A 21,486-nucleotide genomic window follows, 5' to 3' on the forward strand; every position below is an offset into this window, starting at 1 on the left:
CACCATGACCTCAACCGGCCCTTCCGCCCGCCGCCTGCTTCTTGCCGGCCTCCTCCTGTCCGCCGCCGCCCTGCCCGCATGGGCGCAGGCGCCGAAGCCGGACGCCGCTGCCGCCGCCCCCGCCGATCCCTCCGTGCTGCGGGTGTGCGCCTCCGAGGCCGAGGCCCCGTTCTCGCAGAAGGACGGCAAGGGATTCGAGAACCGCATGGCGGAAGTGCTGGCCGGCGCCATGGGCCGCAGGGCGGTGCTGGTGTGGAGCGCCAAGCCGGCCATCTACCAGGTGCGCGACCAGCTCGACCCCAAGCTCTGCGACGTGGTGATGGGCGTCGATACCGGTGACCCGCGCCTGCTCACCTCCAGGCCCTATTACCGCACGTCCTACGTGCTGGTGACCCGGGCCGACCGCAACATCACCGCCGCCGACTGGCAGGACCCGCAGGTGCAGGCCCTCGGCCGCTTCGCCATCCGCTTCTATTCGCCCGGCGAGACCATGCTGAAGCGGCTCGGCAAATATGAGGACAATGCCGCCTATCTCTTCGGGCTGGTGAACTTCAGGTCGCCGCGCAACCAATATGTGCAGGTGCCGGGCGACCGCATCGTCTCCGAGGTGGCCGGCGGCGAGGCGGACATCGCCTTCGCGTTCGCGCCCGAGGTGGCCCGCTATGTGAAGTCCTCCTCCGTGCCGCTGCGCATGTCGCTGGCGGGCACCTCCATCACCCGCTTCGACGGCACCGAAGTGCCGCTGCACTACGACCAGTCCGTGGGCGTGCGGCGCGATGATGCCGCGCTCCTGGCCGAGATCGACAAGGCGCTCGTGAAGGCCCGCCCGCAGATCGAGGAGATCCTGGTGGAGGAGGGCATTCCGCTCCTCAAGCCCAATACCTGAGCCGCGGTGTCCCCGCGCGAATTTCCTTCGAACATTGTGGTAGGTCCGATGCACAAGAGTTACCGGGTGCGCGCCCTGAAAGGCCTCGTCGCCGTCGCCATCGTCTCCGGCTTCACCCTCGCGGCCCACGCGACGCTGAGCTTCACCAACACGGTCACCGGCCAGCCCCTGGACCTGTCGGAGGCGCCCGAGGAGGGCCGCAACACCGAGGCGGTGAAGAAGTTCCTCGCCACCGGAACCAACCTCTACAACGAGAACCAATCCTGCCTGCCCAAGGGCAAGGACCTGTTCCTGTCCATGTGCTCGGGCTGCCACGGCCATTATGGCGAGGGCAAGATCGGCCCCGGGCTGAACGATTCCTATTGGACCTACCCCAAGAACATGACCGACCAGGGCCTGTTCGAAACCATCTTCGGCGGGGCGCAGGGGCAGATGGGGCCCATGTACGGCGCCCTCAACCTCGACGAGATGCTGCTGGTGATGGCCTGGGTGCGCCACATGTACAAGGACGACCCCAAGGAGGCTGTGTGGTTCGCGCCGGCCCAGCGGGCCTCCTTCACGCCCTTCAACGAGAAAGAGGATCACACGCCGCCTTTGGATCAGGCGCCGGTGTGCAAGGTGTCGGCCGCAGGTGCGGCCGGCCTCAGATGAAAAGGGGAGGAAATCAGGCATGACCAGGACCGATCACCGCCGCCGTTTCGCATCCACCCTCGTGGCCGCCACGCTCGCCGTTTCCGGCGGGCTGGTCGCCGCATCCGGCGCTTTGGCCTATGACGGCACCAAGTGCAAGGCGCCCGGCAATTGCTGGGAGCCGAAGCCGGGCTACCCCGACAAGGTTGCGGGCTCGAAGTACGATCCCAAGCACAATCCGGCGGAACTGAGCAAGCAGTCCCAGTCCATCACCGCCATGGAAGAGCGCAACAAGAAGCGGGTGGAGTATTTTCAGAAGACCGGCCAGTTCGTCTACGACGTGAGCAAGATTCCGTCCAACTGACGACGCCGCAACCGATCCCACCAGCTAGGCAAGGCCACTTATGCTTCGCCGGGCAATCCTCCGATGGATGGTGGGCCAACTGGCGCGGCCTGCCGGGATACCCGTGCGGGGCCTGTCTCCGCCCCCGGCGGCTGCGCCCTTTTCACCTCACCTGCGACTGCAAGGCCGGAACCCCCATGCACGCCTTCGCCGGCACGGACGAGATGATCGCGGACTGGCGCGGCCGCGCCCTCGCCCTGGAGGCGGAGGTGGCCAAGGTGGTGCTGGGCCAGGAACGGGTGGTGCGGCTGCTGCTCATCGCCGTGTTCGCCCGCGGCCACGTGCTGCTGGAAGGCGACGTGGGCGTGGGCAAGACCACCTTGCTGCGGGCCATCGCGCGCGCCATCGGCGGCGCCTACGAGCGGGTGGAAGGCACCATCGACCTGATGCCGTCCGACCTCGTCTATGATGCGCGCATCGGCGACGACGGCCGGCCGCGGGTGGACCCCGGGCCGCTGCTGAAGCGTGGCGCGGACCTCTCCATCTTCTTCTTCAACGAGATCAACCGCGCCCGCCCGCAGGTGCATTCCCTGCTGCTGCGCCTGATGGCGGAGGGCACCGTCTCCGCCTTCGGCCGCGAGCATGTGTTCCCCCATCTCCAGGTGTTCGCCGACCGCAACCGGGTGGAGCGGGAAGAAACCTTCGAGCTGCCCGCCGCCGCCCGCGACCGCTTCTTCATGGAAGTGCAGGTGGCGGTGCCGGAGGGGCGTGAGGCGCGCCGCGCCCTCATCTTCGATCCGCGCTTCCACGACACCGACCGGCTGGTGGCCTCGGTGCGCGAAGGCATCATCGACCATACCCGCCTTTGCGCCGTCGCCCGCGCCATCCAGGAGCGGGTGAAGGCAAGCGCGGCCATCGAGACCTACACCGCCGCGTTGTGGGACGCGGTGCGCACCCCGGCGCAGGTGGGCATCGCCTTGCCCGGCATCGACATGGACCGGCTGGTGCGGGGCGGCGCGAGCCCGCGCGGCATGTCCTTCCTGGTGCGGGCCGCGCGGGTGCGGGCGTGGCTGGAGGGGCGCGACATGATCGTGCCGGAGGACCTGCGCGCGGTCTTCCCCGAGGTGATGGCCCACCGCATCTTCTTCGATCCGGTTTATGAGATGCGGCGCGAGCCGATCGCCGCCGCCCTGTGCGCCACCGCCTTCGAGCGGGTGCCGGCGCCATGAGGGGCGCCGGCTTCGGCGCCACGCCCGGGCGCGCGCCCCCGCCAGCGGATGCCGCCGAAGGCGCGCCGGGGCTCGACGCGGCGGTGGTGGCCGACATGGCGGCGCTGGCCTATCGCCTGCGCTGGCGCGTCGGCGGGCTGCGCCCGGGCGTCCATGGTGCCGCCGGGGAGGGCGGGGAAGGGGCGTTCCGCCGCCTGGTCTCGCTCATCGACCGGCCCGACCCGCGGCGCATCGACGTGCGGGCGCTGGCGCGCGACCCGTTCGAGGCGGTGCGGGTGCGCGCCTTCGCGCCGCGCCGCGCCGTCACCGTGGGGGTGCTGGTGGATGTTTCCGCCTCCATGGGGTTCGACGGCGCCAACATGGCGGTGGCCACCTTCTGCGCCGCCATCGCCGCGGCGGCGGAAGCCGCGGGCGACAGCTTCACCCTGGCCGCCGCCGATGCCCAGGTGCGCGCCGACCTAGCCTTTCCCCCGGTGCGCCGCCGCGGGGTGGCGCAGCAGGTGTTCGGCGCCGTCATCGCCTGCGGCCGCGCGGCCGGCGTCCAGGCACGCAGCGCCCGCGGGCTGGCCGCCGCCGTCGAGCGCCTGCCCCGGCGCCGCGGCATGGTGTTCCTCGTCTCCGATTTCCTCATGCCCCCCGCCGACATCGCCCTCGTCCTCGATGCGCTGGTGGCGCACGACGTGGTGCCGGTGGTGGTGCGCGACAGCCGGGCGGAAGGGGACGTGCCGGCCTTCGGCCTGATGGACGCGCGCGATGCGGAAACCGGCGCCCGCCGGCTGGTGGTGCTGCGCCCGTCCCTGCGCGCCCGCTGGCGTCGGGAGGCGGAGCAGCGCCTGGCGGGGCTGGAGGCGCTGTTCGCCGCGCGCGGGCTGCCCGCCTTCCATCTGCTGGACCGCTTCGACGGCGAAGCCCTCGTCCATTTCCTCGGCGGCCGGTGAGGCGGCGATGGCGCGGCGGGCGGCCTTCCTTCTCCTCTGCGCGGTGCTTTCCGCCGCCACGGCGGCGCGCGCGGCCACGGTGGAGCTGTTCGCCCCGCGGGCGTTCGGCTATCTCATCGGCGACACCATCGAGCATGAGGCGGTGATCACCCTCGATCCCGGCTTCGTGCTGGATGCCGCCTCCCTGCCGCGGGTGCGCCCCGTCACCTACTGGCTCGACCTCACGCGGGTGAGGCTGGAGCCGCGCCCGGCGGTGGATGGCGGCCTCTCCTACGGGCTGAAGCTGACCTACCAGACCTTCTATGCGCCGCTGGAGCCCCGCGCGCTCACCGTGCCGGCCATCGCCCTCGTGGCGCGCAAGGACGCGGAGCGGCTGGCGCTCAGCGTGCCGGAATGGACCTTCGTGTCCTCGCCGCTGCGGGAGATCGCCGCCAGCCGGGCGGCCAACCCCATGGCGCTGCAGCCGGATCTTCCGCCGCCGCCGTTCGCGGTCGGCGCCGATGCCGGCCTTGCGGCGCTCTGGGGCGGGCTTGCGGGCCTGTGCCTCCTCGGCCTCGCGCTGCTGCGGGGATGGGGGCCGTTCGCGCGGCGCCGGCTGCCCTTCGTGGTCGCCGCGCGGCGCATCGTCCGGCTTGCGGCGGCCGCCCAAGGCGGGGCGGCCGACGCTTATTCCGCCGCCCTTTTGGAGCTGCACCGGGCGTTCGATGCGGCCGCCGGGCGGCGGCTGCTGGCCGACGACGTGCCGGCCTTCCTCGCCGCCCGGCCGGACCTTGCGCGGGAGGGGGAGGGCGTCGCCCGCTTCTTCGCCGCCTCGCGCATCGCCTTCTTCGGCGACGGCGCGGCGGCCGCTTGCGCCGCCTTTGCGCCGGCGGACCTTGCCGCCCTGGCCCGGGGGCTGGCGGCGGCGGAGCGCGGCGCGGTGATGCCGCGGCGGACGCCGGCGGCGGGCACGGTGGCCGGGAGCGCTGCGCCATGACGGACTTGGTGAACCTCGCCGAAAGCCTGCCCGCCGGCCTCGCGGTGGATCATCCGCTGGTGCTCCTCGCCCTCGCGCTGGCGCTGCTGCCGCTGGTGGCGACGCCCTTGCGGGGGCAACCGGTGCCGGCCCTGGCGCCGCTGCCGCGCGATTCGCTTTCCGCTGCGGTGTCCCTTGCCCTGCGCGGCCTCGGCGCCCTCGCCCTCGCCGCCCTGGTGCTGGGGCTCGCCGGCCTGCATCTGCGGGCGCAGATGGTGACGCGGCAGGGCAGCGGCGCCCACCTGGTGCTGCTCATCGACCGCTCGGCCAGCATGGACAACACCTTTGCCGATCGCCAGCCGGGGCAGGGGGAGGAATCCAAATCCACCGCGGCCAAGCGCCTGCTGATGGATTTCCTGGCCCGCCGCCCGCGCGACCGCATGGGCGTGGCGGCCTTTTCCACCTCGCCCATGCCGGTGCTGCCCCTCACCGACCATCACGACGCAGTGGCGGCGGCGGTGGCGGCCATCGACCGGCCGGGGCTCGCCCTCACCGATGTGGGGCGCGGGCTGGCGCTGGCCCTGTCCCAGTTCGAGGGCGACCGCAGCGGGGCCTCCCGCGCGGTGCTGCTGGTGTCCGACGGGGCGGCGGTCATCGACCCGCGGGTGCAGGCGGCGCTGCGCGATGCGGTGAAGCGCCAGCCGCTGCGCCTCTACTGGCTGTTCCTGCGCACCCGGGGCGCGCGCGGCATCTTCGAGGCGCCGCGCACCCCGGGCGAGGACACGCCCCAGGCCATGCCCGAGCGGCACCTGAACCTGTTCCTCGCCAGCCTCGGCGTGCCTTACCGCGCGTTCGAGGCGGAGAGCGCGGCGGCGGTGGGCGACGCCTTCGCCGAGATCGACCGGCAGGAGACCGCGCCGCTGGCCTATGAGGAGCGCATTCCCCGCCGCGACCTTGCCCGCTGGTGCTGGGCGCTGGCCACCGGCGCCAGCCTTCTTCTGCTGCTGGCCAAGCTGGCCGAGCGCGGGCTCGGCACGGCACGGGTTTCCGCCACGATGGATGGGCGCGCTGGGGCGGTGGCCGTGCCGCCGGCCCGGCAGGACGCAGGGAGGGCGGCATGAGCCTGAGCCCGGGCCTCGACCCGGCGCGGCTGCGCCGGCCGCTCACCCTGCTTCTGGCGGCACTGCTGCTTTCGGCCGCCGGCCTGTTCGCCGTCACCGTGGCGCGGCTGGCCTTCCATGCGGGCTGGAACCGCACCATCGCCGGCCTTGCCGCCGGCCGCGACCTGCCGGTGGTGGATACGGCGCCGGCCCGGGTGCTGCTGGCGCGGGCCCATTTCCTGATGATCCGCGACCGGCTGGACGAGGCGCAGCCGCTGGTGGACCGCATCGCCCGCACGGGCGAGCCGGCGATTGCCGTGGCGGCGCTGTACGACCTGGCCAATGCGCGGCTTGCCCTCGCCATTTCCCATCTGGAGCGGATGCAGATCGACCCCGCCGTGCCGCAGGTGCGCCTGGCCAAGGCGGCCTATCGCGCGGCGCTCACCCGCGATCCCGGCTTCTATGACGGCAAGTACAATCTGGACGTGGCCATGCGGCTGGTGCGCGACTTTCCTCAGATCGAGGGCAGCGCGCAGGACGAGACGCAGGAGGCGCCGAAGCGGCTGTGGACCGACCTGCCCGGCCTGCCCCGGGGGCTGCCATGACTGCCCGCGGCCGCGCCGGCCGCACCGTGTGGCGGGACCCGCGCGCCCTGTGCCTTCTCGCCGCCACCCTCCTGGCCGCGGTGGCGCTGTTCGCCCCCCGCGTGGCCACCCGCGCCACCGCCTATGACCTCCTGGCGGTGGTGGATGTCACCGGCTCCATGAATGTGCGGGACTATGCCCGCGGGGGGCGCCCCGTCTCCCGCCTCGATGAGGTGAAGGCGCAGTTGCGGGCGCTGGCGGCCCGGCTGCCGTGCGGCTCGCGGCTGGGGCTTGCCATCTTCACCGAGCGGCGCAGCTTCCTTTTGTTCGAGCCGGTGTCCACCTGCGCCGATTTCGAGCCGCTGGACCGCGCCATCGCGGCGCTGGACTGGCGCATGGCGTGGGAGGGCGACAGCTATGTGGCCTCGGGCCTTTACTCCGCCCTCGCCCTGGCGGCGCCGCTGCAGGCCGACCTTGCCTTCTTCACCGACGGGCAGGAGGCGCCGCCCCTGCCGGCTTCCGGCCGGCCGCCCTTTCCCGGCGAGCTGGGCGCGGTGCGCGGCCTCATCGTGGGCGTGGGCGGGCCGACGCCGGCCCCCATCCCCAAATTCGACCGGGACGGGCGGGAGATCGGTTTTTATTCCGCCGCCGACGTGCCCCACGAGAACCGCCACGGCCTGCCGCCGGAGGGCGCCGCCGGCCGCGAGGGCTGGCATCCGCGCAATGCGCCCTGGGGTGCCGACGCGGCGGCGGGCGAGGAGCATCTGAGCGCGGTGCGCACCGCTTATCTTTCCGACCTCGCCGCCGTCACCGGCCTTGCCTACGCGCCGCTGGGCGATGCCGGCACCCTGCTGGCGGCCCTGGAGACCGCGGCGCGGCCGCGGCCGGTGCCCGCGCAGCGCGAGACCGCGCCGCTGCCGGCGGCCCTCGCCCTGCTTCTGCTCGCCAGCCTCTATGCGGCGCCGCTGCTGGCCCCGCTGCGCCGCGCTCCGCGCCATTCGTGACGAACGAAGGAACACCGCTTCATGATCTCGCCCGCCTTGCCATCGCGCCCCGTGCCGTCGCGCCCTTTGCCCACCCGCCGCGCCCTGTGCCGTGGCCTGTGCCTCGCCTTCGCCCTGCTGCTGGCCGGCGCGCCCGCTCTTGCCCACGGCCCCACCCCCCAGAAGGCCGAGGTCGAGGTGACCATCGCCGCCAGCTCGGATGCGGTGTGGAAGCTGGCCGGCGACTTTGCCGGCATCGGCGGCTGGCATCCCCTGGTGAAGGCGGTGAAGGCCAAGGGCGGCAACGCCCCCGGCGCCGAACGCGTGCTGGTGCTGGAGAAGGGCGAGATCATCGACAGCCTGGATGAATATGACGCGGGCGGCCGCAGCCTGGGCTACCGGTTGGGAACGGAGAATGTGGAGGCCCTTCCCGTGAGCTTCTACACCGCCACCCTCACCGTGGCCGATGCCGGCGGCGGCAAGAGCCGGGTGACATGGGCGGCGCGCTTCTACCGCGGAGACACCGGCAATTTTCCGCCCGACGAGCTCAATGACGAGGCTGCCATCGCCGCCATGACCGCCTTCTTCGAGGCCGGGCTGAACGGGCTGAAGGCGAAGGCGGAAGGCAAGTGAAGCCAATGGCCCCGGTCTGCGACCGACACCCGTTGGGCGATGGCCGGGCGGGGGACGCTGAAGTGCTGCGCGGGTCGATGGCGGCGCCCCGTGGTTCACGGTCGTGGGGAAGCGGGCTGCGGCGGCGCCGGACGCGCCTCGTCGCACTGGTGTGCGCGCTCCTCGGCGTCGCGGGGATCGCGCCGGCCGGCGCCGGCAGCCTGTTCGTGGTCTGCCAGTCGGGCGCCGAGGTGACCGTGATCGACACCGGGACCCGCGCTGTGGCCGCGCGCATCGCCGTGGCGCCGGCCCCAGCCGGCATCGGCCTGTCGCCCGACGGCCGGAGCGCCTATGTCACCCATCCCGATGCCGGCCTCCTCTCCCGCATCGACACCGCAACGCGGCAGGTGATGCAGGTGGCGCGCCTGGGCGGCCAGCCCTTCGGCGTGGTGGCCGATGCCGACGGCGGATCGCTTTATGTGAGCGACTGGGCAGGGGATGCAGTGCACCGGCTGGACGCGCACACCCTCGCACCCACCGGCAGCCTCGCGGTGGGGCGGGCGCCGGCCGGCCTCGCCCTCGATCCGGCGCGCCGCCGCCTCTACAGCGCCGATCGGGAATCCGACGCGGTGAGCGTCATCGACCTTGCAACCTTCACCCGCATCGCCGTGGTGCCGGTGGGCCGCGCGCCCTATGCCTTCGATGGCGGCGGGGATGGGCCGGTGCTCGCCGTGGCCAATGTGCAAAGCTCCGACGTGTCGCTCATCGACAAGGCGCGCCATGGCGTCGTCCGCACGCCGGTGGGCCGCATGCCCTATGGCCTCGCCCTGCTGCCGGGCGGGGCGCGCCTGCTGGTGGCGAACCAGCAGTCGGGCACGGTGAGCCTCGTGGACCTTGCCGATGCGGCCGCCCCCCGCGAGATCGCCACCGGCCGCATCGGCGGTGCGCCGGAAAGCGTGGCGGTGGAGGCGGGCGGCACCGTCGCTTATGTCACCGAATGGTTTGCGGACCTGGTGGCGGTGATCGACCCGCAGACGCTGGCGGTGATCGCCCGCATCCGCGTCGGCGGCGGCCCGCGCACCCTGGCGCTGGTGCCGTAACGGCCGGGCGCCGGCTCAGGCCGGCACCGCCTCCCACACCGGGAAGGGGTCCGGCAGGTGCTTCAGCTTCTCCGGGTCGAACCGCTTGGGATCGGCCGGGCCGATGGACACCAGCTCCTGCCGGCGGTCGCCATAGCCCGGCACCCAGTGGGACCGGAGCCAGGAGCGACAGTCCGGCTGGGTCGGCCCGTGGGTCCTTGGACACGCTCGCCCACCAGCGGCCGATGGTGCCGGTCTGGCAGATGGCGCCGGCAAGGCTCATCTCGCCCACCCGGGCGGGACGCGTCGCCAGCCAGAACAGGCCCTTGGCGCGCACCAGGCCGGGCCAGGTGCGCGCCAACACCTTCCCCGCACGACCGTGCCCGGCCCGCCGGTGCGCGGGCAAGGTCCGGCTCAGCCGAGGATGCCGGCGGTGAGGTCGTCGGGCGCGGAGGAGGCGTCGGGTGTGGCGGCGGGCAGGCGGATGGTGAAGACCGCGCCTTCGGCATCATTGGCCACGCAAAGGGACCCCTGGTGGTCGCGCACGATGCCGAAGCTCACCGAAAGGCCGAGGCCGGTGCCCTTGCCCGGGGGCTTGGTGGTGAAGAAGGGCTGGAACACCCGGCCCATCAGGTCCGCAGGGATGCCGCCGCCATTGTCCGCCACGTCGATGCGCACCATCGGCGTCAGCCCGGGCCGGGTCTCGAACGACGTGCGCACGAGGATGCGGCCCGGGACGTCGGCGCCGGATCGCGCACGGCGCGCGTTGACCGCGTCGCGGGCATTCTGCAGCAGATTGATCAGCACCTGCTCCAATTGGTCCTGGCGGCAGAGCACCTGGGGCAGTGCGCCCTCATGGTGCTGGCGCAGCTCGATATTCTCCAGGCGGAAGTGGGCCCCGACAATCTGCAGCGCGCCATTGATCGCATCCAGCGGGTGGGATGGCTGGAACTGTTCCTCGCTCTTGCGGCCGAAGATGCGCATGTGGTCGATGATGCGGCTCATGCGCGCCGTCTGCTGGATGATCCGTTCGAGCTTGGCGGCGAGGTGCTCCTTGGGCAGTCCCGCCTTCATGCCGTTCAGTGCATTGGAGGCGGCGAGGCGGATCACGCCGAGGGGCTGGTTGATCTCGTGGGCGAGGCCGGTCGCCACTTCCCCCAGTGAGGCGAGCTTGGACATCTGGTAGAGCTTGTTCTCCTCCAGGCGCCGCTCGGTCTGGTCCATGGCGAACACCACGAGGTCCTTGCGGGTCATCCCCGCGGGCTCGTCGTCGATGCCGGCGAGCGGCGCCACCACCATTTCCACTTCCAGCTCCCGCGTCCCGTCGGAGAGGTGCTCGTTGCGCAGCCGCGGCTCCTCAAGGCCCGCCGCGAGGGTGCGGAAGCGGCTGCTGCGCAGGAATGACCGCAGGATGGGGCCCAGCGGCCCGGAGGAGGCGCCGCCCACCGCCGTGGCGCCGTCTGCGGTGACATGCATCACCGCAATGCCCGGCACGCGGCTGATGGCATCGAGGACATCGGCCTCGCGCTGGCGGGCCAGGGCCTGCACCTCCCGCGCCTTCAGCCGCCGCTGCAGCTTGAGGTAGCGGCCGCCGAGCATGACGACGATGAGCAAAGCGGCGGAGAGGCCGAGCGCGGTGCCCCAGATGGCGGTGCGGAAGTCGGCCGACTGCTGGCGGACATAGGCCAGGGAGTAGGCCACCAGCACGATGATGGGATAGCGGCTGGAGCGGATCATGTAGCCGACGCGCTCCACCCCGTCGAAGGGGCTCGTGAAGGCATACTGGATCTGCTTGTGCTCCATCACGGCACGGAACGCCGGGCTTTTCGACGCATCGTCGCCGAAGCTGGTCTGGCCGGCGGCGCGGGCACGCACGATGCCGTCGAGGCCCACCAGGGCGATCACCATATGGTCCTCGATGCGCAGCTGCTTATAGAAGTCGATGAAGTCGCTGATGGCATAGGAGGCGACCACCACTCCGGCGAAGTGGCCATGCGCATCGCCCAGCGGCCGCGTGAGCTGAATGGTCCACTCGTTGGAGACGCGGCCAAGCACCGGCTTGCTGATGAACAGGTCTGCCTTTGCCGGCGCCCGGCCCATCTGCACGCGGATGTGCTCGCGATCGGAGAGGTCCACCGCCGGTGGTCCTGGCGGTGCAAGGCTTGAAGCGACCAGCAGCCCGGCGGCGTCGGTGACCCCCAGTTGCACGACGGCCGCCGGCAGGGTGAAGCTGCGCAGCGCCTCATAGGTCTCCTGCGGCGTCCACCGGCTGTCGTAGCCTTTTGCGAAGTTCTGCAGCAGGGCGTCGATGGGTTCCACCACCTGCTCGAAGCTACGCATCAGCAAGGTTGCGGTCTTGTGTGCGCTGGCCTCGGCCTCCGCCAGTTCGGCACGGCTTTGGATCTGGTAAAGCACCAGCGCCGCACCGAAGGGAATGACGCCCACGAGGAAGATGAGCGAGGCCAGCATGAGGGTCACCGGGTCGAGGAGGCGCCGGACCTCGCCGGCGATGGGCTCATCCAGGCGCATCTTGCCCGTCCTGCAGGGCGATCAGGGTGTCGCGAAGGTCATCGAAGGCGAGGGGCTTGGGAAAACAGCGCCGCACCCCGGCCGCCATCGCCCGCGCCATGTCCGTCTCGGCGGCATGTCCGGTCATGACGAGGAAGTCGAGGCGACGGGCGGCAAAGGCCTTCCGTAGGCTGTGGATCATGGCGATGCCGTCCATGTCCGGCATGCGCATGTCGGTGAGCACGATGGTGATCTGCGGATCGCGCGCAAGCGCCTCCAGCGCCGCTGCCGCACTCGGCACCGCAACCGCCGACATGCCTTCGAAGCCGAGCGCTTCCAAAAGCTCGTCCAGATACTCCGGCTCGTCGTCGACGATCAGAACGCAGCTCATGCCAGCACCGTCGATCTGCGGCAGGCCCTGCCGTTGGCTTCAGGCTGGAATGGACAGGCGCTGCACGGTTGCGTCAATACCGATGGCTCCCGCTGGCGAGGCATCGGCGGCGTGGCACGGCCACGGAACGATCGGAAGGGGCTGGATGCGGGCTGCGAACCGTCGCATCCAGCCCCTTCCTCTCCCCTCCCCCCCGCGGGAAGATTGAACGGGCCGGAGGTTGCCATCTCTGGCGTCCACCCGACCCGCCCTCCCGTGCCGGTCAGGGCTAGGCACGGGATCCGGGATTGTGAACATGCCCCTCGCTTCGCGGATGGCGTCGAGCAATGGGGCCTTGCCGGCGGTGACCTCAATGCGAGGTCGCCAGCACTTAATTGTTGGAAGCTATCACACTTAAGTTGCATACGTTAGCGAAACTGCATCCAAATTGGATATATTTTCCTTTCGAATGAAATCAATGAAGCATTGTTGAAATATATGATGAAAATAATTGTGTATTTACATGAGATTTACGCACTGTTTCCATGCAAATTGGTTGAAATTGATAAATAAATTTCCATTCAAATTATTTAAACATGGATATCGTGAAGTCTTGTATCCGAAGATCAGGGCCTCGGCCGATCTTCGGTGCGGCGGTCTTGACCCCCATCAGCCCCGGCCGCCATCGTGCCCGGGACGATGCGGGCCCGTCCGCGACGATCCGGGCGAGGGACGGCGCGGGCGGCTGCAACTTTCCCGGCCGCTTGTGCGCGAGATCAAGATCGATGCGCCATTCATCCGCCATGCTCCCAAATAGGATATGTCACGGTAGATTGCGCCGCGCCCTCCTGTCCCTTTCGGCACGGCCTGGTCCGGGTTGGTGGTGGAAGGGGTTGAAACGATTGAGGGTCTGCGGATGATCGCAAGCCGCCATAATGTGGCCATCCAGGGCTTCCTGTTTCGCCTGGAGCCGGACCTGCCCACAGGGAATCGCATCGGCGTTTCCCTGTGGGCAGGTCATCCGTCTCTATCCAATAAGTTGGAGCGCGTCGGGCAGCCGGATGCGGCTTGCGCCTGCAGGCGCGTTGAAGCTCGCCGATGACCGAAGGACCGTTGTTGCTGGGACGGGAAACGCAGATGGAACGCGCGTCCACCCTGATCGTGGATGATGATCGCGACCTGCTCGTGGAGGTGCGTGAGGGACTTGCCGCAGCCGGCATTCCCGTGCTGTGCACCAGCACATCCGCCAGCGCCATCGACATTGTCGAGAACAATGCGGACATCGGCGTGGTGGTCACCGATCTCGGCCTGCCCAATATCGATGGTATCGAGCTTCTGCAGCGCCTGCAGCAGGTGCGGCTGCACACGCCGGTGGCCGGGGTCGTCATCACCGGCGCCGCCACCCTGGACAAGGCGGTGGCCGCGCTGCGGCTGAACGTGGTGGACTTCCTGCAGAAGCCCTTCGACATCGCCGACCTCGCCGCGGCGATCCGCCGGGCCCGGGCGATCTTCGCCGAGCGCGCCGGCACCGCCGCGCAGGCGGGCAGTCCGGTGGGCCATCTCAAGGCGCTGCTGGGCATGCGCATTGACCGAAAGCGGCTGTTTCCCGAGAAGAAGGTGGGAGACACGGCCTGGGACATGATGCTCGACCTTGCCCTGGCGCAGGAATCCGGCCAGCGGCTGTCGGTGACCTCCCTGTGCGCGGCGGCCGGAACTTCCGTCACCACGGCGCTGCGGCGGCTGGAGGCGCTGGAGGCGCAGGCGCTGGTGCAGCGCCTGCCCGATGAGACCGACCGGCGGCGGACCTGGGTTCACCTCACGCCCGTCGGCAGCGATGCCGTGCGCGAACTGACCCGGCGCTACAGCGCACGCATCGCCGGGCTGGAGTGACGCCGGGGGCGGCGCCCGCCCGGCCCCGGTCTTCCACCGAGGCCCGCCGGTCTTCGTGGGAGGCTGTCAAAACGAGACACGCCGGCGGGAGGACCGCCGGCGTGCGCAGGGATGGGGTGAGACGAAGCGCACCCGCGGGCACGCCGCCTCAGGCAGCGTCGTAAAGCCGGCGCTCGAACAGGGGGGTGCCCTTCAGCCCGTTGAGGGCCTTGGCCGCCGCCAGCACGGCGAGGTCCACCAGCGGCTCCACCACGATCACCAGCAGGTAGGCGCCGCCGAACGCGGTGACCGAGGCGAGGTTTTCCGCGCCGAAGCCCTGGCCGTAGAGCGCCCAGAACGCCACCCAGGCGACGATGCCGGCCTGGTAGGTGGTGGAGAGCGCCAGCGCCTGGCGATACTTCAGCTCCACATAGGGCGTGTGCGGGGCGATGATGCGCCGCGCCACCGCCGTGAGGGCGAACAGCGGCACCAGCAAGGTGGTCACGTTCATGCCGAACTGGGGCAGGTCGAACGGGGCGAAGAACAGGCCCTGGACCAGCAGGCCGAGCGCCAGCCCGATGGCAGCCGGCGCCACGCCGAAGATGAGGAACAAGGTGGAGCCGAGGATGAGGTGGACCTCGGAAACCCCCACCGGATAGTGCGGCAGCACCTCGAAGAAAGAGAAGACGAGGGCGGTGGCCGCCGCGCTGCGCGTCGCCAGCGACAGCACCCCGCGTTCACGCGCCGCGTCGAGCGCGAGCTTCAGGCTATAGCCGACGGCGCCCGCCGCTGTGACGTAGCTGAGCCAGATTTTCCCGCCGTCCACGAGACCGGGTTCGATATGCATTGCCTTGTCCTCCGCCGTCTCACCCGACGGCCGCCAGATTGACACCCTGCGTCCGGCCGGTCTCCTGACTCGCGGGTCACAGCAGGCCTTCCGTCTTCCCGGCGCGGGCAAAAGCCCGTGCCAGTGACGCCTTGGAAGGCCGCTCGCCGCTCACAGTCGCGGGGGCGGTCGGGGCTTAAGGCGCAGATGCGCCCTTTCCCCGTTCCCGTTTCAGTGCGGATGCGCTGCATCCGCACCACCGTTCGCATGGGCAACAGGGCGCCGGAACCATGCCCCCTGTCAAGCCGTCCGCCGCGGTGCCGATCGGAGAGCAGATCGCGCCAAGTCCGCCAGGAGGCGACCCCGCAGTTTTCGGATGACAAGCGTCAAGGGCTTAAGCGCCCGCGGCCGCCGATGCGGTGGGCAGGATGATTTCGGCCCGCAGCCCTCCCTCCGGCCGGTTCGCCAGGGTCAGTTCGCCGCCATGGGCCTTGATGATGCTGCGCGCGATGGCGAGGCCGAGGCCCATGCCGCCGGTTTCCGGGCTGCGCGAGGGCTCCAGGCGCACGAAGGGCGCGAAGGCCTGTTCCAGCTGGTCCTCCTGCAGGCCCGGCCCGCCGTCCTCCACCCGGATCGCGACCATGCCCGGGGCGGGCTGCAGGATGGAAACCTCTGCGCGCCGGCCGTAGCGGACGGCATTGTCCACGAGGTTGCGCAGCGCGCGCCGCAGGGCGACGGGGCGGCAGGCCAAGCGGGCATGCATGCCCTCGTTCATCTGCGCATCGGCGCCGACGCTGGCGAATTCCTCCACCACGTCCGCACACAGGGCGTCGAGGTCCACGGTCTGGGTGGCCTCGCTGGTGGCCTCGGCCCGGGTGAAGGCCAGCGTCGCCTCGCAGATGGCGACGAGCTCGTCGATGGTGGCGACGATGTCGGCGCGCACCTCCGGGTCGTCCACGAATTCCGCCTTGAGCCGGAGCGTCGTCAACGGGGTGCGCAGATCGTGGCTGATGGCGGCCAGCAGGCGCATGCGGTCGCGCATGAACTGGCTGAGCCGTTCCTGCATGGTGTTGAAGGCGAGGGTCGCCGCCGCCACCTCGGAGGGGCCATGCACATCGAGGGCCGCCACCTTCTCCCCGCGGCCGAACCGCTCCGAGGCGTCCGCGAGGGAGCGCAGGGAGCGGGTCTGCAGCCGCACGCAGGCGATGGTGACGCAGGAGACCGCGAGGGAGGAGATCAGGAAGGAGAGCAGGGCCGGGCGGCTCCAGATGCCGGGCAGGCTCACCAGCGTGGTCATGTGGAGCCAGCGCTTGTCGGAGAGGGGCACGCTCAGGGCCACCACGCCGAGGCCGCTGCGCAGCCCGTCCGAGGGGGGCGCATTGCCGTCGCCCCCCCTGCGGACCCAGGGCAGTGCCTCCGCGCGCTGCCGCGGGCAGCGCCGCTCCCAGGTCCCGGCGGTGTCGATATGCACTTCCGGCCGTCCCTTGCCGACGCCATGCAGGCGCCGCTGCAACAGGTGAGCGAGGCTTTCCTCGGCCCGGGTCGGGGTGCGGGTCTCGGGCGGCTGCGTGGAGACCCAGGCGCAGGCGCTCCGCGAAACGAAGGCGCTGGCGAGCCGGTCGGCATCCTGCGGCGCCATCTCGATCAGGCGGGTGAGCGTCACCGTCTGGCCGAGGGCCTGGCCGCGGACGATGCCGACCACAATGCTGTCGTGCTCGGTCTGCAGCACCAGCACCAGCACCATCTGCGCGACGGCGAGGGTCGCCACCAGCAGCAGCACGAGGCGTGCGGCGAGGCTGCGCGGCCAGACCAGGCGGGCAAGGCGGTTCACGCCTCCACCTCCACCGGCGCGGCGAAGACATAGCCGTCGCCCCACACGGTCTTGATGAGCGCGGGCTGCTGGGGGTCCCGCTCGATCCGGCGCCTCAGGCGGCTGACCAGGTTGTCGATGCTGCGGTCGAACACCTGCGCCGGCCGGCCGGCGGTGATGTCGAGCAGCTGGTCGCGCGAGAGCACCACCGACGGGCGGGTGACGAGGGCGAGGAGCAGGCGGAATTCCGCGCTGCCGAGGCGGACCTCGCTGCCGCTCTCGTCGAGCAGGAGGCGGCGGCCGGCGTCGAGCTGCCAGCGGTCGAAGCGATAGCGGCTCGGCCCCTCCTGCGACGTGCGCGCCGGCCCCTGGGCCCGGCGCAGGATGGCGCGGATGCGCGCGAGCAGCTCGCGCGGGTTGAAGGGCTTGGTGACATAATCATCGGCCCCGAGCTCCAGGCCCACGATCCGGTCGGTCTCCTCCGCCACTGCCGTGAGCAGGACCACCGGAATGTCGCTGGCCTGGCGAAGCTGGCGGCACAACGTGAGCCCGTCCTCCCCCGGCATCATGATGTCGAGCACCACGAGGTCGAAGGTGCCGGCGCGCATCTGCTGGCGCATGTCCACCCCGCCGGCCGCCACGCTCACCCGCAGCCCGTTGCGCGACAGGTATTTGGCGAGCAGCTCGCGGATCTCGCGGTGATCGTCCACGACGAGAATGTGCGGCGTGCGTTCCATGCGTTCCTGTTGTTCAGCCGGCGAAGACGGGTGGGCGCCGCAAGCGTCCGGGGCCGAATTGACCGGAGTGCCCCCAGGCTTGCCAGCAGGACTTTGTAACCAACTATGTCACTTCCGCCACACGGGATGAAAGATTACGAAGCGGCTGCGCCGGGACAAATTTCCGGGACGCGCATGGTCCATTCATAGCGCGAACGAAGCTGTCGCCAGACCGGCCCCCGTGCCGTCCAGCCCGCACGTGCGGTTCTGCCATCGGAGTTCGTCATGTCGTTCGCGCCTTTGCGGTCCGCGCTGATCTTTCTGCATCGCTGGATCGCCCTCATCCTCGCCCCGATCTTCCTGGTGATCATTCTCACCGGCGCGGTCCTGTCGTTCCGTCCCATCGTGAACAGCGGACCGACCGCCCCGCGCGCCGGCGCCGGGATCGACGTGGCGGCCGTCGCCGCCCTCCTCGGCAAGGTGGAAGCGGAAGGCCAGATCGGGGCGGTGAGCCTCGTGGCGGGCGGGACCTCCCTCGACGTGATGTCCCGAGACCCGAAGGTGGCCGGCAGATGGGACGTGGCCACCGGCCGGCACACGCCGGCGCCGGCGGGCGGCCTCGACATCTTTCGCACGGCGGAGGGCCTGCACAAGTCGCTTCTGCTTGGCCTCGGCCTCGTGGTGGAGGTGGCGAGCTTCCTCATGCTGGGCATCATGGTGGCGGGGCCGTTTCTGGCCTGGCTGCGGTTCCGCAACACCCTCATGGGCTGGCATATGGCGGTGGGCTGGTGCCTGCTGCCGCTCACCCTGATCTCGCCCGTCACCGCCGTGATGCTGACCCTCGGCATCGGCGTGGGCCCGCGCCCGGAGCTGCCGCGCACCCAGCGGCCGGTGGGCATCGGCGAGGCGCTGACCATCGCCGCGCGCGACCTCGACGCGACCCGGTTCGCGGGGGCGCGCCGGTTCCGGGGCGGCACGGTGATGGTGCAGATCGCCCCCGATGCCGCCGGCAAGGCAGGCGGCGCCTTCATCGTCACCGATTCCGGGGTGTCGGCGTTCAGCGGCGGGCCCAACCTCGTCAAGCAGATCCATGAGGGCACCTGGGGCGGGGCCTGGTCCGGCACCTTGAACGTCCTCATCTCCCTGGCGCTCCTGGGCCTTACCGTCACCGGCTTTGTGTCCTGGTTCCGCCGCTGGCGGGCCAATCGCGCCCGGCCGCTGGCGGCGGGGGCCGAGATCCTTGTGGCCCATGCGAGCCAGACCGGAACCGCGGCGCGCCTCGCCGCCGCCACCTGCGACGGCCTCGTGGCCGCGGGCGAGAAGGCCACGCTTTCCCCCCTCGGGGCGCTGAAGCCGGCCGAGATCGCCCGCTTCCGCCTCGTGCTGCTCATCGCCGCCACTACCGGCGAGGGCGAGGTCCCCGACAGTGCCCGCCGCGTGGCGCAGGTGTTGAAGCCGGGCGCCCTGCAAGGGGTTCGCTTCGCCATGCTGGCGCTGGGAGATCGCACCTACACCCATTTCTGCGCCGGCGGCCGCCGGCTGCGCGCGGCGCTCCTGGCGGCCGGTGCGGCGGAGGCGGTGCCCCTGTGGGAGGTCGATGGCGATCCGTCCGCCGCCTGGGTGTCGTGGATGGATACGTTGCGGGCCGAGCTTGAGCTGAAATGCACGCTGCCCCAGCTTGCCCCCGTCAGCGCCCCGGTCGCGCTCACGGTGGCCGAACGCCAGCGGCTGGACCGTCCGGCGGGGGGCGACACGCTGGAGACGTGGCGCATCCTGCTGCAGGGCCCGGACGACCTGGCCTTCCGGCCCGGCGACCTGGTGCGCCTTGCCCCCGGCGCGGGCGAACGGCACCGCTCCTATTCCGTGGGCAGTTCCAGCCGGGTCGATCCCGGGCGCATCGCCCTCACCGTCCGCCTCCATGCCTGGAAGGGCGCCGACGGGGCGCCGCAGCTGGGCCGGGTCTCCGGCTTCCTGGTGCACGAGGCGGCCGAGGGCGACGTCATCGAGGCACGGCTCGATCCCCATCCCGGCTTCAACCCGCCGGCGGACCCCCAATGGCCCATCATCATGATCGGCGCCGGCTCGGGCATCGCGCCCTTTCCCGGCTTCATCACCGAGCGCCGCGCCTCGGGGCGGCCCGGGCCGGCCTGGCTGATCTTCGGCAACCGCCACCGCGACGGTGACTTTCTGTGGCGCGACCTGTTCGAGGGTGCGCTGCGCGACGGCACGCTCACCCGCCTGGACACGGCCTTCTCCCGCGACCCGGGGGATGGCGCCTATGTCCAGGCGCGGGTGAGGGAGAATGCCGCGGCGATGTTCGCGTGGCTCGTGGAGAAGAAAGCTGTGGTATTCATCTGCGGTCGGCGTGCCATGGCGCAGGCTGTGGAGGACGCCCTTGCGGACATCCTGGTCGGCGAGGGCGGGCTGAAGCCCGAAGCAGCGCGGGACGAGGTCGGCCGCTGGCTCGCCGAGGGACGCATCCGCGTGGACACGTTCGACTGATGTCGCATCGCACCGAGACACTCTCCCCGCGTCCCGTCGCCGGGCGGCAGGACATGAGGCCGCTGAAGCTCGCCGCCGCGGCCCTGCTCGCCACAAGCCTCGCAGCCTGTGCGGTCGGGCCGGAATACGAGACACCCGCGCTGCCTTTGCCGGCGCACTGGGGCACGAACGCACCCCCACACCCCCAGGCGGCCCCCGACCTCAAGGCCTGGTGGCGGCGCATGGGCGATCCCGTGCTTGACGCGCTCATCGCCGAGTCCGTCGCCGGCAATCTCGATGTCGCCACGGCCAAGGCGCAGGTGCGCGCCGCCCGGGCCACCTACCGCCAGCAGGTGGGCGGGCTGTTTCCGCAGGTCACCGGCAACGCCTCCGGCACCCGGGGGGATTCCGGCGGCGGTGTTGGTTCCGGCGGCGATGTCACGGTGGACAACAGCTATGGCGAGTATCAGGCCGGGCTCGACGCCAGCTGGGAAATCGACCTGTTCGGCGCCAACCGCCGCGGGGTGGAGGCGGCAGCATTCGGCGTCGATGCGTCGGTGGACGACCTCGATGCCGTGCTGCTGACGCTGGTGGGCGACGTGGCGTCCAATTATGCCGACGCCCGCGGCTACCAGGCGCAGATCGCCCTTGCCCGCCGGACCGCCGCCTCGCAACGGGAGACGGAGGCGCTCACCCGCCGCAAGCTCGATGCCGGCGGCGCCTCGGCCCTGGATGTGGCCAATGCCACCGGCCAGGTGGCAACCACGGAAGCAAACATTCCCGAACTGGAGGCGGCGCTGGCGGCCAGCGTGCACCGCCTTTCCGTTCTCACCGGCCAGCCGCCGTCCGCCCTGGCGCGCCGCATGGCGGCGGTGCGGGCGGTCCCCACGCCGCGCCTGCCGTTACGGCAGGGCATTCCCGCCGACATGCTGGCCCGCCGGCCGGACGTGCGCGCCACCGAGCGCCGGCTGGGGCAGTCCACCGCCCTCATCGGACAGGCGGAGGCGAACCGCTACCCGGCCATCAGTCTCACCGGCAACATCGACGTGAGCGGCTCCCAGCTGGGCGACCTCGCCCGCGCCTCCTCCATCAGCTGGGCGTTCGGACCCTCCCTGACCGTGCCGATCTTCACCGGCGGGCAGCTGAAGGCGGCGGTGGAGGTGGCGCAGGCCGAGCGCGACGCCGCCTTCGTCGCCTACAAGGCCGCTGTGCTGACCGCCCTGGAGGAGGTGGAGAACGCATCTGTCTCCTTGTCCCAGCAGCGCCTGAAGACCGGCAAGCTCTCCATCTCCTCCGGCGCCTATCGCGAGGCGGCGCGGCTGTCCCGCTCCCTGTACCAGAGCGGGGCTTCGAGCTTCCTCGACGTGCTCACGGCGGAGCGCTCGCTTTATTCCGCCGAGACCCAGCTCATCCAGAGCCGGGTTGCGACAGCCAAATATTATATCGCCCTCAACAAGGCGCTCGGCGGCGGCTGGGACGGGATGATCGACAGTTCCGCCCCCGAGGTGGTCGATGGATATACCGGCCCGCATTTCGTGCGCCTTGCGCCGCCGGCGAGCCAATGACG

Annotated in this window: 20 protein-coding genes, 1 pseudogene and 1 riboswitch; of the genes and pseudogenes, 14 read left to right on the top strand and 7 right to left on the bottom strand. The window is 71.0% G+C overall.

Annotated features, from left to right (window positions below):
- Positions 1 to 4: 4 nt before the first annotated feature.
- From moxJ to ACI7BZ_RS06625, 11 genes are all read left to right on the top strand, one after another.
- Entirely contained in the window at positions 5 to 886 is an 882-nt protein-coding gene (gene moxJ / locus ACI7BZ_RS06575) for a methanol oxidation system protein MoxJ (protein WP_414116382.1), read from the top strand.
- Positions 887 to 934: 48 nt separating this feature from the next.
- A complete protein-coding gene (moxG, locus tag ACI7BZ_RS06580; protein ID WP_414116383.1) occupies positions 935 to 1,537 on the top strand; it encodes a cytochrome c(L), periplasmic in 603 nt (200 codons plus the stop codon).
- Positions 1,538 to 1,556: 19 nt separating this feature from the next.
- Entirely contained in the window at positions 1,557 to 1,880 is a 324-nt protein-coding gene (locus ACI7BZ_RS06585) for a methanol dehydrogenase [cytochrome c] subunit (protein ID WP_414116384.1), read from the top strand.
- A gap of 176 nt (positions 1,881 to 2,056) precedes the next feature.
- Entirely contained in the window at positions 2,057 to 3,088 is a 1,032-nt protein-coding gene (locus ACI7BZ_RS06590; protein WP_414116385.1) for an AAA family ATPase, read from the top strand.
- A complete protein-coding gene (locus tag ACI7BZ_RS06595) occupies positions 3,085 to 4,026 on the top strand; it encodes a DUF58 domain-containing protein (protein ID WP_414116386.1) in 942 nt (313 codons plus the stop codon). The genes ACI7BZ_RS06590 and ACI7BZ_RS06595 overlap by 4 nt, the downstream gene beginning before the upstream one ends.
- 7 nt (positions 4,027 to 4,033) lie before the next feature.
- Complete coding sequence (locus ACI7BZ_RS06600) at positions 4,034 to 5,002, top strand: nonribosomal peptide synthetase MxaA (protein WP_414116387.1); 969 nt, start codon at positions 4,034 to 4,036, stop codon at positions 5,000 to 5,002.
- Positions 4,999 to 6,102: a vWA domain-containing protein gene (locus ACI7BZ_RS06605; protein ID WP_414116388.1), complete on the top strand. Its 1,104-nt coding sequence runs from the start codon at positions 4,999 to 5,001 to the stop codon at positions 6,100 to 6,102. The genes ACI7BZ_RS06600 and ACI7BZ_RS06605 overlap by 4 nt, the downstream gene beginning before the upstream one ends.
- The gene (locus ACI7BZ_RS06610) at positions 6,099 to 6,686 is read left to right on the top strand and encodes a hypothetical protein (protein WP_414116389.1); all 588 of its coding nucleotides are present in this window, start codon (positions 6,099 to 6,101) and stop codon (positions 6,684 to 6,686) included. The genes ACI7BZ_RS06605 and ACI7BZ_RS06610 overlap by 4 nt, the downstream gene beginning before the upstream one ends.
- Entirely contained in the window at positions 6,683 to 7,669 is a 987-nt protein-coding gene (locus ACI7BZ_RS06615; RefSeq protein ID WP_414116390.1) for a VWA domain-containing protein, read from the top strand. Before ACI7BZ_RS06610 ends, ACI7BZ_RS06615 begins: the two co-directional genes overlap by 4 nt.
- A gap of 21 nt (positions 7,670 to 7,690) precedes the next feature.
- Positions 7,691 to 8,281 (top strand): SRPBCC family protein, encoded by a 591-nt coding sequence (locus tag ACI7BZ_RS06620; RefSeq protein WP_414116392.1) that lies wholly within the window; start codon positions 7,691 to 7,693, stop codon positions 8,279 to 8,281.
- A gap of 62 nt (positions 8,282 to 8,343) precedes the next feature.
- Positions 8,344 to 9,360, top strand: a complete 1,017-nt coding sequence (locus ACI7BZ_RS06625; protein ID WP_414116393.1) for a YncE family protein — start codon at positions 8,344 to 8,346, stop codon at positions 9,358 to 9,360.
- A 15-nt stretch (positions 9,361 to 9,375) separates the two neighbouring features.
- Here ACI7BZ_RS06625 and ACI7BZ_RS06630 read toward each other — a convergent pair whose 3' ends face one another.
- The 4 genes and pseudogenes from ACI7BZ_RS06630 to ACI7BZ_RS06645 all read right to left on the bottom strand — a co-directional run bounded on the left by ACI7BZ_RS06630 (position 9,376) and on the right by ACI7BZ_RS06645 (position 12,238).
- Positions 9,376 to 9,504 (bottom strand): hypothetical protein, encoded by a 129-nt coding sequence (locus ACI7BZ_RS06630; protein WP_414119232.1) that lies wholly within the window; start codon positions 9,502 to 9,504, stop codon positions 9,376 to 9,378.
- Between the two features lie 115 nt (positions 9,505 to 9,619).
- Positions 9,620 to 9,703 (bottom strand): annotated as a pseudogene (locus tag ACI7BZ_RS06635) (hypothetical protein); the annotation flags it as partial.
- 50 nt (positions 9,704 to 9,753) lie between these two features.
- A complete protein-coding gene (locus ACI7BZ_RS06640) occupies positions 9,754 to 11,868 on the bottom strand; it encodes an ATP-binding protein (RefSeq protein ID WP_414116394.1) in 2,115 nt (704 codons plus the stop codon).
- Complete coding sequence (locus tag ACI7BZ_RS06645; protein ID WP_414116395.1) at positions 11,855 to 12,238, bottom strand: response regulator; 384 nt, start codon at positions 12,236 to 12,238, stop codon at positions 11,855 to 11,857. Before ACI7BZ_RS06645 ends, ACI7BZ_RS06640 begins: the two co-directional genes overlap by 14 nt.
- Before the next feature lie 1,116 nt (positions 12,239 to 13,354).
- On the opposite strand from ACI7BZ_RS06645, the gene ACI7BZ_RS06650 reads away from it, so the two are divergent.
- Complete coding sequence (locus tag ACI7BZ_RS06650) at positions 13,355 to 14,107, top strand: response regulator (RefSeq protein ID WP_414116396.1); 753 nt, start codon at positions 13,355 to 13,357, stop codon at positions 14,105 to 14,107.
- Positions 14,108 to 14,255: 148 nt separating this feature from the next.
- On the opposite strand, the gene ACI7BZ_RS06655 is transcribed toward ACI7BZ_RS06650, so the two are convergent.
- The 3 genes from ACI7BZ_RS06655 to ACI7BZ_RS06665 form a co-directional block, all read right to left on the bottom strand.
- Positions 14,256 to 14,933 (bottom strand): energy-coupling factor ABC transporter permease, encoded by a 678-nt coding sequence (locus tag ACI7BZ_RS06655; protein WP_414116397.1) that lies wholly within the window; start codon positions 14,931 to 14,933, stop codon positions 14,256 to 14,258.
- 37 nt (positions 14,934 to 14,970) lie between these two features.
- Positions 14,971 to 15,191, bottom strand: a riboswitch (cobalamin riboswitch).
- Between the two features lie 115 nt (positions 15,192 to 15,306).
- A complete protein-coding gene (locus ACI7BZ_RS06660; protein WP_414116398.1) occupies positions 15,307 to 16,743 on the bottom strand; it encodes an ATP-binding protein in 1,437 nt (478 codons plus the stop codon).
- Positions 16,740 to 17,459, bottom strand: a complete 720-nt coding sequence (locus ACI7BZ_RS06665; RefSeq protein ID WP_414116399.1) for a response regulator — start codon at positions 17,457 to 17,459, stop codon at positions 16,740 to 16,742. Before ACI7BZ_RS06665 ends, ACI7BZ_RS06660 begins: the two co-directional genes overlap by 4 nt.
- A gap of 264 nt (positions 17,460 to 17,723) precedes the next feature.
- Between ACI7BZ_RS06665 and ACI7BZ_RS06670 the strand changes: the two genes are divergently transcribed.
- Positions 17,724 to 19,940, top strand: coding sequence for a PepSY domain-containing protein (locus ACI7BZ_RS06670; protein WP_414116400.1), 2,217 nt, complete (start codon positions 17,724 to 17,726; stop codon positions 19,938 to 19,940).
- Positions 19,940 to 21,484 carry an efflux transporter outer membrane subunit gene (locus ACI7BZ_RS06675; RefSeq protein ID WP_414116401.1) on the top strand — a complete coding sequence of 515 codons (1,545 nt, stop codon included), beginning with the start codon at positions 19,940 to 19,942 and terminating at the stop codon, positions 21,482 to 21,484. The genes ACI7BZ_RS06670 and ACI7BZ_RS06675 overlap by 1 nt, the downstream gene beginning before the upstream one ends.
- The last annotated feature ends 2 nt before the right edge of the window (positions 21,485 to 21,486 follow it).

This window comes from Xanthobacter sp. AM11, from assembly GCF_047444035.1.
Taxonomy (GTDB): Bacteria; Pseudomonadota; Alphaproteobacteria; order Rhizobiales; family Xanthobacteraceae; genus Xanthobacter.